Annotated in this window: 13 protein-coding genes and 1 riboswitch; of the genes, 9 read left to right on the forward strand and 4 right to left on the reverse strand. The window is 63.5% G+C overall.

Annotated features, from left to right (window positions below):
• The first annotated feature begins 2 nt into the window (after positions 1 to 2).
• Genes NKJ55_RS26205 through NKJ55_RS26230 form a run of 6 tightly spaced genes read left to right on the forward strand, consistent with a single transcriptional unit; the run spans position 3 to position 7,327 of the window.
• Positions 3 to 1,121 (forward strand): ABC transporter ATP-binding protein, encoded by a 1,119-nt coding sequence (locus NKJ55_RS26205; RefSeq protein WP_023676024.1) that lies wholly within the window; start codon positions 3 to 5, stop codon positions 1,119 to 1,121.
• Positions 1,118 to 2,242 carry an ABC transporter ATP-binding protein gene (locus NKJ55_RS26210; RefSeq protein WP_352452415.1) on the forward strand — a complete coding sequence of 375 codons (1,125 nt, stop codon included), beginning with the start codon at positions 1,118 to 1,120 and terminating at the stop codon, positions 2,240 to 2,242. The genes NKJ55_RS26205 and NKJ55_RS26210 overlap by 4 nt, the downstream gene beginning before the upstream one ends.
• Complete coding sequence (locus NKJ55_RS26215) at positions 2,242 to 3,804, forward strand: FGGY-family carbohydrate kinase (RefSeq protein ID WP_352452416.1); 1,563 nt, start codon at positions 2,242 to 2,244, stop codon at positions 3,802 to 3,804. Before NKJ55_RS26210 ends, NKJ55_RS26215 begins: the two co-directional genes overlap by 1 nt.
• A 7-nt stretch (positions 3,805 to 3,811) precedes the next feature.
• Positions 3,812 to 4,852, forward strand: coding sequence for a 2-hydroxyacid dehydrogenase (locus NKJ55_RS26220; protein ID WP_352452417.1), 1,041 nt, complete (start codon positions 3,812 to 3,814; stop codon positions 4,850 to 4,852).
• A 19-nt stretch (positions 4,853 to 4,871) separates the two neighbouring features.
• The gene (locus tag NKJ55_RS26225) at positions 4,872 to 6,389 is read left to right on the forward strand and encodes a glycerol-3-phosphate dehydrogenase (RefSeq protein ID WP_352452418.1); all 1,518 of its coding nucleotides are present in this window, start codon (positions 4,872 to 4,874) and stop codon (positions 6,387 to 6,389) included.
• Positions 6,389 to 7,327, forward strand: coding sequence for a sugar phosphate isomerase/epimerase family protein (locus tag NKJ55_RS26230; RefSeq protein WP_352452428.1), 939 nt, complete (start codon positions 6,389 to 6,391; stop codon positions 7,325 to 7,327). Before NKJ55_RS26225 ends, NKJ55_RS26230 begins: the two co-directional genes overlap by 1 nt.
• 47 nt (positions 7,328 to 7,374) lie before the next feature.
• Here the strand turns inward: NKJ55_RS26230 and fba are convergent, their stop codons facing one another.
• The gene (gene fba / locus NKJ55_RS26235) at positions 7,375 to 8,439 is read right to left on the reverse strand and encodes a class II fructose-bisphosphate aldolase (RefSeq protein WP_352452419.1); all 1,065 of its coding nucleotides are present in this window, start codon (positions 8,437 to 8,439) and stop codon (positions 7,375 to 7,377) included.
• Positions 8,440 to 8,694: 255 nt separating this feature from the next.
• Between fba and NKJ55_RS26240 the strand changes: the two genes are divergently transcribed.
• The 3 genes from NKJ55_RS26240 to derI are packed head-to-tail and all read left to right on the forward strand — an operon-like array spanning position 8,695 to position 10,698.
• On the forward strand, positions 8,695 to 9,459 hold the full coding sequence (locus tag NKJ55_RS26240) for a DeoR/GlpR family DNA-binding transcription regulator (RefSeq protein WP_023676017.1): 765 nt from the start codon (positions 8,695 to 8,697) through the stop codon (positions 9,457 to 9,459).
• Between the two features lie 10 nt (positions 9,460 to 9,469).
• Positions 9,470 to 10,228, forward strand: a complete 759-nt coding sequence (locus tag NKJ55_RS26245) for a triose-phosphate isomerase (RefSeq protein WP_352452420.1) — start codon at positions 9,470 to 9,472, stop codon at positions 10,226 to 10,228.
• 26 nt (positions 10,229 to 10,254) lie between these two features.
• A complete protein-coding gene (derI, locus tag NKJ55_RS26250) occupies positions 10,255 to 10,698 on the forward strand; it encodes a D-erythrulose-4-phosphate isomerase (RefSeq protein ID WP_352452421.1) in 444 nt (147 codons plus the stop codon).
• Here derI and dhaL read toward each other — a convergent pair.
• From dhaL to NKJ55_RS26265, 3 genes are all read right to left on the reverse strand, one after another.
• On the reverse strand, positions 10,695 to 11,333 hold the full coding sequence (gene dhaL, locus NKJ55_RS26255) for a dihydroxyacetone kinase subunit DhaL (RefSeq protein ID WP_352452422.1): 639 nt from the start codon (positions 11,331 to 11,333) through the stop codon (positions 10,695 to 10,697). The genes derI and dhaL overlap by 4 nt on opposite strands.
• Before the next feature lie 9 nt (positions 11,334 to 11,342).
• Positions 11,343 to 12,350, reverse strand: a complete 1,008-nt coding sequence (locus tag NKJ55_RS26260; RefSeq protein WP_352452423.1) for a dihydroxyacetone kinase subunit DhaK — start codon at positions 12,348 to 12,350, stop codon at positions 11,343 to 11,345.
• Between the two features lie 66 nt (positions 12,351 to 12,416).
• Positions 12,417 to 12,890, reverse strand: a complete 474-nt coding sequence (locus NKJ55_RS26265) for a 6,7-dimethyl-8-ribityllumazine synthase (protein ID WP_352452424.1) — start codon at positions 12,888 to 12,890, stop codon at positions 12,417 to 12,419.
• A 77-nt stretch (positions 12,891 to 12,967) separates the two neighbouring features.
• A riboswitch (FMN riboswitch) is annotated at positions 12,968 to 13,114 on the reverse strand.
• Between the last annotated feature and the right edge of the window lie 386 nt (positions 13,115 to 13,500).

The following is a 13,500-nucleotide window of genomic DNA, read 5'->3' on the forward strand; positions in this document are numbered from 1 at the left end:
CGATGGCAAGCCTCGAACTGCGAAACATCGTCAAGCGCTATAAAAGCCAGACTGTTCTCGACAATCTGTCGCTAACCGTCGCCGACGGCGAAACGCTGGTCCTGTTCGGGCCGTCCGGCGCCGGCAAGACCGTGCTGCTGCGGCTGGTGGCCGGCGTCATCGACCCCGACGAGGGAAAGATACTCATCGGCGGCGAGGACATGACCGATCTCGACGCCGAGTTCCGCGGCGTCGGCATGGCATTTCAGAACTTCGCGCTGTTCCCGCATATGACGGCGTTCGATAACATTGCGACGCCGCTGCAGGCGAAGCACTCATCGCAAGGCACGATAAAGACCGGCGTCGAGAGCGTCGCCAAGCTGTTGAAAATCGGCCATGTGCTCAGCCACAAGCCGCGGGCGCTGTCCAATGGCCAGAAGCAACGCACCGCGCTTGCCCGCGCCCTGGTCGGCTCGCCGCCGCTGCTGCTGCTCGATGATCCCTTGCGCAACGTCGATGCCAAATTGCGCTTCGAAATGCGGCTGGAATTGCCAAGACTGCTGGCGGATCGTGGCGCGACCGTCATCTACGTCACCCAGGACTACAAGGAAGCGATGGCGCTCGGCGACCGCATCGCGGTGATGTCGCAGGGCGTCGTCAAACAGCTCGGCACGCCCGAGCAGATCTATCGCGAGCCGGCCAATGTCGAAATTGCCCGGCTGTTCGGCGACCCGACCATCAACCTTCTGGACGTCAAGCCGGCGCGGGACGCCAAGGGCATCTATGTCGGCCTGTCCAACGTCCAGGTCCATCTTGCCGGCGCTCATGAGGCGGCGGTCGGCCGCGACTGCGTGATCGGTTTGCGGCCGGAGGCGCTGGCGTTTGTCGATGAACGCACGCCCGGCGCCATCCCGGTGACGGTCGAGGCCGAGACGCCGCTCAACGAGAAGATCGTCACGCTGGTGCGCACCGTGCGCGGCCGTGAAATCCTGGTTTCGCGTCCTTCCGGGACACCGGGCCAATCCGAGGGCAAGGTCTACATCGCCGTCGACAGTAAAAGCGCCCTTTTGTTCGATCGCACAAGCGGCGAGCGCATCGGCTCGAAAAACGTCGTCAATTTGCGCAGCGGAGAAGCGGCATGAGCCCGACCGCAATCACCATTTCGGGCGTCGACAAGTTCTACGGTCCGATCGACCGTGGCGTACACGCCGTCAAGAACCTGACGATGGAAATCGCCAAGGGCGAGATCGTGGCGCTGCTCGGCTCGTCCGGCTGCGGCAAGACCTCGACATTGCGCATGATCGCAGGCTTCGAAGAGGTCTCGCGCGGCGCCATCGCGGTTGCCGGCCGCAAAGTGCACATGCTGCCGCCGGTCAAGCGCAACGTCGCGATGGCCTTCGAGGGCTATTCGCTCTATCCGCCGCTGACCGTGCGCGAAAACATGGCCTTCGCCCTCAAGGCGGCCAGGCTGGCCAAGAGTGCGGTCGATGCAAAGGTTGCCAATATCGCCAAGTTGCTTGAGATCGAGGATATTCTCGAGCGCTTTCCGAGCTCGATCTCCGGTGGCCAGCAGCAGCGCGCCAGCCTTGGCCGGGCGCTGATCCGCGAGGCCGACCTGCATCTGCTGGACGAGCCGATGGGCCAGCTCGAGCCGCAGCTTCGCGCCGTGCTGCGCGGCCGCATCAAGCATTTCATCAAGGAGCGCGGCCTGACCGCGATCCTGGTCACCCACGACCAGACCGAGGCCAACGCGCTTGCCGACCGCATCGCCGTCATGGAGGGCGGCGTGCTGCAGCAGTTCGATACGCCTGACAGGCTCAAGGAGCGGCCGGCAAACCTGTTCACCGGCACCTTCGTTGGCGAGCCGCCGATGAATGTCTTCGAGGCCTATGTCGGCACGGCTGCCGGCAAGATCAGTCTCAAGCTGCCCGACGGGCTTTCGCTCGACTACGACAAGGATGCGTTCAGCGGCCCGGTTCGCGACGAATTGCTCAACCGGCAGCGCGTCGTCATCGGCGTCAGGCCCTATGCGGTCCGCCGCTCGAAGGATGGTGTGCCGGCGACGGTTTCGGCCAATCAATGGCTCGGCGACCAGACCCATATCGCCGCCGATTTCGCCGGCGGTTCGCTGGTCCTGGTCGAACATGACCGAACCCGCTTGGAGCTTGGCGCGCCGATCAAGATCAGCATCGATCCGAAAAACCTTCACGTCTTCGATCAGGCGAGCGGCAATGCCATTTCGCACGGCACGGAGCTTGCTTGATGCAGGATGTGCTGATCGGCATTGACGCCGGCACGTCTGTCATAAAATCCGTCGCCTTTGACACGGCGGGCAGGCAGATCGCGTCCGCCGCGCTGCCCAATAAATACGAGACACTGCCGGGCGGCGGCGCCGAGCAGGACCTGACACGCACCTGGGCCGATACCGCGACGACCTTGCGCAAGCTTGCCGACAAGGTGCCGGATCTCGCCAGCCGGACCATTGCCATCGCCGTGACCGGGCAGGGCGACGGTACCTGGCTGATCGACAAGGATGGCGAGCCGGTTGCCAAGGGCTGGCTGTGGCTCGACGCGCGCGCTGCCGCGGTCGTCGAGGAGATCCGCGCGCGGCCGGAGGACCGGCTGCGCTTCGAAAAGACCGGCAGCGGGCTCGCTGCCTGCCAGCAGGGATCGCAGTTCGTGTTCATGAAGCGCCACATGCCCGCGATGCTTGCCAATGCAGCGACGGCGTTCCACTGCAAGGACTGGCTCTATTTCAAGTTGACCGGCCACCGCGCCACCGACCCGTCCGAGGGCACCTTCACCTTCGGCGACTTCCGCACGCGCGGCTATTGCGATGATGTGCTCGAGGTACTCGGCGTCACCGATCTCCGGCATCTGTTGCCGCCCATCGTCGATGGCACCAGGCAAAGCACCTCGTTGTCGGTGGCAGCAGCCGATGCGACCGGCCTGCTCGCCGGCACACCGGTCGTTCTGGCCTATGTCGATGTCGCCTGCACGGCGCTCGGCGCCGGCCTGTTCGATCGCGAACGCAAGCCGGGATGCTCGATCATCGGCTCCACCGGAATGCATATGCGGCTTGCCGAAACGCCGGACGAGGTTCTGCTCAACGACGCTGCAACCGGCTACACGATGACGATGCCGGCACCCGGCGTCTTTGCGCAGATGCAGTCGAACATGGCGGCAACGCTCAATATCGACTGGGTCCTTGGCCTCGCCTCCGGCATTCTCGCCTCGCAAGGTATTACGCGGACCAATGGCGAGATGATCACGCTGGTCGACCAGTGGATATCGTCGTCCGAGCCAGGCTCGCTGCTCTACCAGCCCTATGTCTCGGAGGCCGGCGAGCGCGGCCCGTTCGTCGATGCCAATGCCAGGGCCGGCTTCATCGGCATTTCGTCCAGGCACGGCTATGCCGACATGGTCCGCGCAGTGTACGAGGGGCTGGCTTTCGCGGCACGCGATTGCTACGCCGCCATGGGGCCACTGCCCAAGGAAATCCGCCTGACCGGCGGAGCGGCCAGGAGCCCGGCTCTGCGCAAGATCCTGGGTGCTGCGGTCGGCGCCGACATTCGCACCAGCGAGCGCGAGGAGGCCGGTGCTGCGGGCGCCGCAATGATTGCTGCGGTCTGCGTCGGCCAGTACGCATCGATGGACGATTGCGTCAGCGAATGGGTCACGCCTTTGCTCCGTACGGCCGAACCCAGCGATCGGAAACTTGCCGCTGCCTATGAGGCGATGGCTCCGTCCTACACATTGGCGCATGAGGCGCTGCGGCCGGTCTGGCGTTCGATGGCCGCGTCCAGGCAAACCGACGTGAATTGAGAAGAGCATGCCCAAGAAAATTGCGATCATCGGCGACCGCTTCATGCTTCCGGAAGTGTTTCGCGAGAAAATCGAGGCGGCCTGCGGCGACAATCTCGACATCCGCAGCATTGAGACCGCTTGGCCCGACGAGCCGATGCAATTCGGCAATGCCGCGCTTGGTCTGGACAAGGTCAAGGAGTATTTCGGCGATCCCGACGAGGTGGTGGATTTCATCGGCGACGCCGAAATCTTCGTCACCCAGCTTGCGCCGCTCTCCGAAAGCATGATGCAGCGCCTGCCCACGCTCAAGCTGGTTGCGGTCTCGCGCGGCGGACCGATCAACATCGACATGGCCGCCGCCAAGGCCCACGGCATCACCGTGGTCAATGTGCCCGGCCGCAACGCCAGCGCCGTGGCCGAGTTCACCATCGGCGCCATTCTCGCTGAAACGCGGCTGATCCGCGTCGGTCACGAAGCTTTGCGCAAGGGCGAATGGCGCGGCGATCTCTACCGCGCCGATCGCACCGGCCGCGAGCTCAACGAAATGACCGTCGGCGTCATTGGCTACGGCAATATCGGCACCAGGCTGGTTCGCCTGCTGCGCGCCTTCGGCTGCCGCATCCTGGTTTGCGATCCCTATGTGCAATTGAGCGCCGAGGACCGCAATGCCGGCGTCGAACTGGTTGCGCTGGACGATCTGCTGTCGCGCTCCGATGTGGTCACGCTGCATTCCCGGGTCACCGAGGAGACGCGCGGCCTGATCGGCAAGAACGCCATCGCCCGGATGAAACCCGGCGTAATCTTCGTCAATACCGCGCGCGGACCGCTGGTCGACTACGATGCGCTCTACGAGGCGCTCGTCTCGGGGCAGATCGGCAGCGCTATGCTGGAGACGTTCGCCGTCGAGCCGGTGCCTGCCGACTGGCCGCTGTTGCAACTGCCGAACGTGACGCTGACGCCGCATATCGCCGGCGCGTCGGTACGCACCGTGACCTACGCGGCCGAGCAGGCGGCCGAGGAAGTGCGCCGCTACATCGCCGGGCTGCCTCCGGTCAATCCATGCTGACGACAGGGCATAGAGCGAGATGAACGGTGAAACCGAAATCGTCGACCTCTTCGTCATCGGCGGCGGTGTCAATGGCGCCGGAATCGCGCGCGATGCGGCGGGCCGGGGGCTGTCGGTCATTCTTTGCGAAAAGGACGATCTTGCCGAGGGCACCAGTTCGCGATCGGGAAAGCTCGTTCATGGCGGTTTGCGCTATCTCGAATATTACGAGTTCCGCCTGGTGCGGGAGGCGCTGATCGAGCGCGAGGTGCTGCTCGAATCCGCGCCACACATCATCTGGCCGATGCGCTTCGTGCTGCCACACAGCCCCGATGATCGGCCGGCCTGGCTGGTGCGGCTCGGCCTGTTCCTCTACGACCATCTTGGCGGCCGCAAGCGACTGCCGGCCACGCGTACGCTCGACCTGCGCACCGCGCCCGAAGGCGCGCCGATCAAGGACGCCTTCAAGCGCGGCTTCGAATATTCCGACTGTTGGGTCGATGACGCTCGCCTGGTCGTCATCGACGCGCTCGACGCCGCTGAGCGCGGAGCCAGGATATTCACCCGCACTGCCTGCACCGCCGCCCGTCGCGAAAACGGCCTGTGGTCGGTGGAGATGCGCGACGGTCGAACCGGCGTCAGGACCACAGTCCGGGCACGGGCGCTGATCAATGCCGCCGGACCCTGGGTCAACGACGTCATCAACCGCGTCGCCGGCCAGAATTCCAGGCGCAACGTGCGCCTGGTCAAGGGCAGCCACATCGTTGTGCCGAAATTCTGGGAAGGGCGGCAGGCCTATCTCGTTCAGAACAGCGACAAGCGGGTGATCTTCATCAATCCCTATCAGAACGATCTGGCGCTGATCGGCACCACTGACATTCCCTATGAAGGGCGACCGGAGGACGTGACCGCCGATGCGAGCGAGATCGATTACCTGATCAAGGCAGTCAATCGCTACTTCAAGCGCCAGCTCGCACGAAGCGACGTCGTCTACTCGTTTTCCGGCGTCAGGCCGCTCTATGACGACAATGCCGACAATCCGAGCGCGGTGACCCGCGATTACATATTCGAACTCGACGCACCGGCTGGGCAGGCGCCGCTGCTTTCGGTCTTCGGCGGCAAGATCACCACCTTCCGCAAATTGGCCGAGCACGCGCTCGACCGTATCGCCCCGTTCTTTCCGAAAATGGGCAAGCCGTGGACCTCGATAGGGCACCTGCCGGGCGGCGATATCGCCAATGCCGATTTCGAGCAGTTTCTGGGCGACCTCGGCCATGAATTTCCCTGGATGCCGGCATCGCTGGTCAAGCATTACGGCAGGCTCTACGGCACAAGGACGCGCGATCTGGTCGGCGCGGCCACCTCGCTCGCCGAACTGGGCCGGCGCTTCGGCAGGGATTTTTTCGAGCGCGAAGCCAACTACCTGTTCGAGCATGAATGGGCCGAGACCGCCGCCGATATTCTCGAAAGGCGCACCAAGCACGGCCTGCATCTGTCCGCCGAGGAAAGAACCGCCTTCGAGGACTGGTGCTCGAGCCGGCTGGCAAAGGCCGGCTGATGGCCTTTACGCTTTCGCTCAACACCAATCCGCTGGTCAACCGCTTTGCGGAGCCGGACGACCTGATCGACGCGATCGCCTATCAGATCGGTATCAGGGACGTCCAACTCACCCATGAATTCGTCAATCCCGGCTGGCCGGCGGCGACGATCGCCAAATTCGTCCGCCTGTTCCGCTCCGCGCTCAACCGCACCGGTGTGCGCGTGACCTCCGCGATGACCGGCCCTTACGGCCGGCTCAATCATTTCGGCCATCCCGATGCCGACGTGCGGCGCTACTACGTCGACTGGTTCAAGACCTTTTCAGAAGTTTCGGCCGAGCTCGGCGCCGCGGGCATGGGCACGCAATTCGCGATCTTCACCCACCGGGATTACGACAATCCGGAGCGTCGCGCGCGGCTTTTCGACATCGCGCTGGAATGCTGGCGCGAGGTCGCCGAGCATGCCAAAGCAGCCGGCTTGACCTACCTGTTCTGGGAGCCGATGTCGGTCGGCCGCGAATTCGGCCATACGATCGAAAGCTGCCGGGCACTGCAGCGCGAGATCGAAGCGGCCGGCATGGCCGTCCCGTTCAAGATGATGGTCGACATCGACCATGGCGACGTGACCTCGAGCAATCCGGCGGACACCGACCCTTATGCCTGGGCCGAAGCCTTTCCCAGGCAATCGCCGATCATCCACGTCAAGCAGTCGTCGATGAACAAGGGTGGTCACTGGCCGTTCATTGCCGCTCACAACAAGGACGGCCGCATCACGCCGGAAAAGCTGCTGGAGACGGTTCGCCGTGGCGGCGGCGTCGACAACGAGATCTGCCTCGAATTGTCGTTCCGCGAGCGCGAGCCCGTCGACCACCAGGTCATCGCCATGATCCGCGAGTCGGTCGACTACTGGGCACCATTTATCGAGACCGGCAGGGCCGATCTCTTGCCGCGAGCATGATCGGATGAGCAGGAGCTGAGGCAGCTCCTGCTCAGAACCGGAATACGTCAGCCAAATTTCGGATCGAGGCTTCCGGACTTGTAGCGCTTGGCCATTTCCGACAGCGGCACCGGCTTGATCTTCGGTGCGTTGCCGGCGGTGCCGAATTGCTCGAAGCGCTCCTTGCACAGCTTCCGCATCGCGGCCATTGCCGGCGTCAGATATTTGCGCGGATCGAATTCGCTCGGGTTCTCGGTCAGCACCTTGCGGATTGCGCCGGTCAGCGCCATGCGGTTGTCGGTATCGATATTGATCTTGCGCACCCCGTGCTTGATGCCGCGCTGGATCTCTTCGACCGGCACGCCCCATGTCGGCTTCATCTGGCCGCCATATTTGTTGATGATCTCCTGCAACTCCTCCGGCACCGAGGACGAGCCGTGCATGACGAGATGCATGCTCGGCAGACGGCGGTGGATTTCCTCGATGACGTTCATGGCCAGTACAGCGCCGTCCGGCTTGCGGCTGAACTTGTAGGCGCCGTGGCTGGTGCCCATGGCGACGGCCAGCGCATCGACACGGGTGTCGCGCACGAATTGTTCGGCCTGCACCGGGTCGGTCAGCAGCTGGTCGTGGCTGATGACGCCCTCGACGCCATGGCCGTCTTCCTGCTCGCCGCCGCCCATCTCAAGCGATCCAAGGACGCCGATCTCGCCTTCCACCGAGACGCCGCCCCAATGCGCCATGTCGACGACGCGGCGGGTGATGCCGGAATTATAGGCGTAGTCGGCCGGCGTCTTGCCGTCTTCCCTCAGCGATCCGTCCATCATCACGGAGGTGAAGCCGTGCTGGATCGCGGTGACGCAGGTCGCTTCGTTGTTGCCATGGTCGAGATGCATGCAGACCGGGATATCGGGATGGATTTCGACCAGCGCGTCGATCAGCTTGGCCAGCACCACATCGTTGGCGTAGGCTCGCGCGCCGCGGCTCGCCTGCAGGATAACCGGCGATTTGGTCTCCTCGGCTGCCTCCATGATGGCGAGGCCCTGTTCCATATTGTTCATGTTGAAGGCAGGCACGCCATAGCCGTATTCGGCGGCATGATCGAGCAATTGTCTCAGTGTGATGCGAGCCACTCAGTAGTCTCCCGTATCCGGTTTCGAGCCAGTGTTTGCGGGCCGTTCGGTTGTCGTCGAGCCCCTGATGCTTCTGGCCGGATTTCCGCGCCACCGCAACCGCTGGGCGCTCGGCCAGCAGCAATTCTTGTTACAGGACGCGACCAGAAGCGTCATGATATCCCATAGAGATATAACATTATCACAAAAATTTGGTGGCTTGTGCGACGTTTGCTGTTATATCTCGGAACCGGATTGCCCGAGGAAGCCGCGGAAATGAAGAGCGACGGCCGTCGCCAAGGCATCATGGATTTTCTGATGGACATCGGCACCGCCAGTGTCGACGATCTTGCCTCACGCTTCGGCGTGTCAAAGATGACTGTCCACCGCGACCTCGACGAGCTCGAGGAAAGCGGCTTCCTGCGCAAGGTGCGCGGCGGCGCCTCGATCCAGCCGAGCAGCCTTTTCGAGAGCGATTTCCGCTACCGCCAGCGGCTGGCCGGCGACGAGAAGAAGCGCATCGCCGCCGCTGCCGTGACGATGATCGAACCGGGTCAGACGGTGATCATCGACGACGGCTCAACCGCGGGCGGCGTTGCTCGGCATCTTGCCGATCTGCGTCCGCTGACGGTGATCTCGAACAATCTGGCTGTCATCCAGGATTTGGCGGGCGTTGCCGGCATCAACCTGATTGCGCTCGGCGGCCAATACAACAAGAAGTTTCACGGCTTCTTCGGCCTGCTCGCCGAGGACACGCTGAAGTCATTGCGCGCCGATGTCGCGTTCCTGTCGTCATCGGCCATCCATGGTGCCTCTGCCTTTCACCAGGATCAGGAAGTGGTCCAGACCAAACGGCTGATGATGGCCGCAGCAGCGCGCAAATATCTGCTGGTCGATCATGGGAAATTCGGCCGCACTGCCTTGCACTTCCTGACAGATCTCAAGGCCTTTGACACGGTCTTCACCGGCCGCGAGCCGCAGCCGCAGATGCGCGCCGCGCTGGATGGTGCCGGCGTTTCGCTGACAGTGATCGCAGAATAGGAGGGCACGTATGGTTTATTGGGTCGGCACCAGCTGGAAAATGAACAAGACGCTCGCCGAGGCGTTGGCTTTCGCCGAGGCGCTGGCGGAGTTCGTCCCCGGTTTCGACGAGCGCATCCAGCCTTTCGTCATCCCGCCCTTCACGGCGATCCGCGAGGTCAAGAAAGCGCTGTCGCCGACGCGCATCAAGGTCGGCGCGCAGAACATGCATTGGGCCGACGCCGGTGCCTGGACCGGCGAGATCTCGCCGGTCATGCTGAAAGACTGCGGGCTCGACATGGTCGAGCTCGGCCACAGCGAACGGCGCGAGCATTTCGGCGAGACCGACAAGGCTGTCGGGCTGAAGACTGCGGCGGCGGTGAAGCACGGTCTCGTGCCACTCATCTGCGTCGGCGAGACCTTGGCTCAACGCGACAGCGGGCAGGCCGCTGCGGTGCTGGCCTTGCAGGTGCACGGCGCGCTGCAGTTTCTCGAAGGCGCGGCGAAGGCGGCGACGATCCTGTTTGCCTATGAGCCCGTCTGGGCGATCGGCGACAAGGGCGTGCCGGCCAGTTCGGACTATGCCGACAGGCAGCAGGCGCTAATCAAGAAAATCGCACGCGACCTGCTGCCGGCGGTGCCGCCGGTGCTTTATGGCGGCAGCGTCAATCCTCAAAATGCCGCCGAACTGGTCGGCCAGCCCAACATCGACGGCTTGTTCATCGGCCGCTCGGCCTGGCAGGCGGACGGCTATATCGACATCCTCAAGCGCGCCTCGGCGGCGATCTGAATCATCAAACAGGAAGGAAACGGAACATGAAAATTGCCATTGGAGCTGATAGCGCCGGCAAGCCGCTGCTCGACGTCATTGCCGCTCACCTCGCTACCCAGCCCGGCCTCACGGTTAGCGACCTCAGCCAGTCGGGCTACTATGCCGACCTGTCACAGAAGCTCGCGCAGACCATCCTGGACGGCGAAAACGATCGCGGCATCCTGTTTTGCGGCACCGGCATCGGCGTATCCATATCCGCCAACAAGGTGCCCGGCATTCGCGCCGCACTCACCCACGACACCTATTCGGCCGAGCGCGCGGCAAAATCCAACAACGCCCAGATCATCACCATGGGCGCCCGCGTCATCGGCCCGGAACTGGCCAAGTCGATCGTCGATGCATGGCTTGCATCGGAATTCGATGAGAAGGGACCATCGGCCGGCAATGTCCAGGCGATCGACAGGCTCGACGCGGCGAAGCGGGGTTAAGCCAGACTGTTCCGCATCGCTCTGATGATCGTCACCGCCGATGCGGCGCCGGGGTCCATATGCCCGAGCGAGCGCTCGCCGAGCCGCGATGAGCGGCCCTTGGCGGCGATCATGTCCTTGGTCGCCTCGGCACCTCGTTCGGCCGCTGCAAGTGCAGCCTCCAGGCTCTCGGACAGGCTCTTGCCAGCTTCCTGCGCGGCACCCGCTGCTTGCGCCGCCGGCAGCCAGGCGTCGACCATGGTCTTTTCGCCGAGCTCGGCCTTGCCGCGATCCTGGATGCCTTGCGCCATCGCCCGGAGCATGGCGATGATGTCAGCGTCCTCCAGAATTGCCTTGCCTTTGACGGCGGCCGCACCGCGCATGAAGGCGGTCGCATAGAGCGGGCCTGACGAGGCGCCGACCGCGTTGAGGAAGGATTTCGCCGCAGTGTTGAGCAGCGCCGTCGGCTCGGTCGCCGCGAGGTCGAGTTGCGCTAGTGCATCGCGCGCAGCAGTGAAGCCTAGTGCCATGGCGATGCCATGGTCGGCGTCGCCGATGACGCCGTCGAGTTGGCAGAGCCTGTCCTTGTCGGCGTCGATCGCCGCCGCGATCTCATCGAACATTCTTTTCAAGCCGACTGAATCGATCGAGGTCATGATGCTTTCTCAGCCGGCGCGGAACATGGCGCAGTCGCAAGGATGGTCGAGCATCCCCTGCAACTCGCCGTCGAGATGCATCAGCGTCACCGAGGCGCCGGCCATTTCGAGAGAGGTGCAGTAATTGCCGACCCAGGTCGCGTGGACGGAAATACCGACGTCATCCAGCCTCTGCTTGACGCGTCGGTTCATAATGTAGAGCTCCATCAACGGCGTTGAGCCGAGCGAATTGACCAGAACGGCGACCTTATCGCCGCGCGCCGGCGCCATCTCGTCGAGGACCTTGTCCAGCATTTCGTCGGTGATCTCGTCGGCCGTTTTCAACTTTCCACGCGCGGTGCCTGGCTCGCCGTGGATGCCCATGCCGATCTCCATTTCGTCCGGGCCGATCTCGAAATTGGGCCGGCGGGTCTGCGGCAGCGAGCAGGGCGACAGCGCCACGCCCATGGTGAAGGTGTGATCGTTGGCTTTCCTGGCGATACGCTCGCATTCATCGAATGACAGCATCTGGTCGCATGCGGCACCGGCGGCCTTGAAGATGAAGAAATTGCCGGCGACGCCGCGCCGCTTCTGCCTCTGGTCGCGCGGCGCCGAGGCGACATCGTCGGTGGTCAGCACGGTGCGCACCTCGATGTCGTCCATTGCCGCCATTTCGGCGGCCATGTCGAAGTTCATCACGTCGCCGGCATAGTTGCCGTACATGAACAGCACGCCGGCGCCACCGCTGGCCGCCTGGGCGCATTCGAGGATCGGGTCCGGCGGCGGCGAGGCGAAGACATTGCCGATCGCGGCGGCGTCGGCCAGCCCCTTGCCGACGAAGCCGAGGAAGGTCGGCTCATGGCCCGAGCCGCCGCCGATGACAAGGCCGACCTTGTCTGGGCGCGGTCCGTCGCGGGCGATAATGGCGCGCGGACTGCCGTCCGCGCTTCTGAGGTGGCGCGGATGCGCGGCCAGAATACCCTCCAGCATCTCGTCGACGGAGCGATTGCCGTCATTGATGATCTTCTTGGTCTGCACCGGCATCCTCCTGCTTCGTGAGATACTACAGCGCCTTACCGGGATTTCCACCCGGCGGTGGAGGTTTCACGCCGCGATGTGTTCGCGTGCCGCCAGCAGTTGCACGCAGGCACCGGCCGCCTCTTTGCCTTTGACCCTGAAATGCTCGAAGAAGAAGCGGTGATGGTCCGCGCTGTCATGGTAATTATGCGGCGTCAGCACCGCCGAAAGCACCGGCACGCCAGTCGACAATTGCACATTCATCATGCCGTCGATGACCGCGCTTGCAACAAACTCGTGCCGGTAGATGCCGCCATTGACGACGAACGCGGCGCCGAGGATAGCGGCATAGCGGCCGGTCACGGCAAGCGTCTTTGCATGCAGGGGAATCTCATAAGCGCCAGGCACATCGAAGACATCGACGGCAAAGCGTTTCTCTCCGAGAACCGCCAGTTCCGCCTCGAATGCTTCAACGCATTGGTCGACGATATCGGCATGCCAACGCGCGCGAATGACGGCAACGCGGATCGTTTCATAGTCGTTGTGGGAATGCTGATTCATGGGTCCATCCTTCCGTTTCGAACCAGAATCAGGACGCACGATACGGAGTCCGAACCGCGAAAGCGGACCGTCTTCCATTTCGTTCTCTTCCATCCGGACTGTGACCGTCGGCTCCGGAATCACACCGGATCTGCTGACCCCTCCGGCTAACCGGAGAGCGCTCGCGGGCTTGGGCCGAGACCCTTACCGCCGGTGGGGACTTTCACCCCGCCCTGAGAACATTGACGGCGTTTGTATGGAAGGGCCGGAAAGCGCTGTCAACCACCGGCGTCACCGTCGATGGCGCAGAAATAGCGATCCGTTTCGACCTGGTCACCGTTGAGGGCGAGGGAGGAGAGGGTCAAATGGCGATCACAGGTAAGGCAGGCAGCACCTTGTCCAAGGTGATGGGAAATTCACGCACTCGCACGCCGGCCGCGTTGTAAACTGCGTTGGCGACAGCAGCCCCCGCACCGCACACGCCGAGCTCGCCGAGACCCTTTGCGCCAAGCGGGTTGGCCTTGTCGTGGGCGGGCGGAGGGGGGGGGGCCGCCCAATAAGGGGCCACGCGAGTGTCCGGCCACAGGATAACCGGAAGCTAGTGGTTTTATAATGGGAAGAATGGCGGGGG

Origin of the sequence: Mesorhizobium sp. M0106 (genome assembly GCF_040322715.1) — a bacterium.
Classification (GTDB): Bacteria; Pseudomonadota; Alphaproteobacteria; order Rhizobiales; family Rhizobiaceae; genus Mesorhizobium.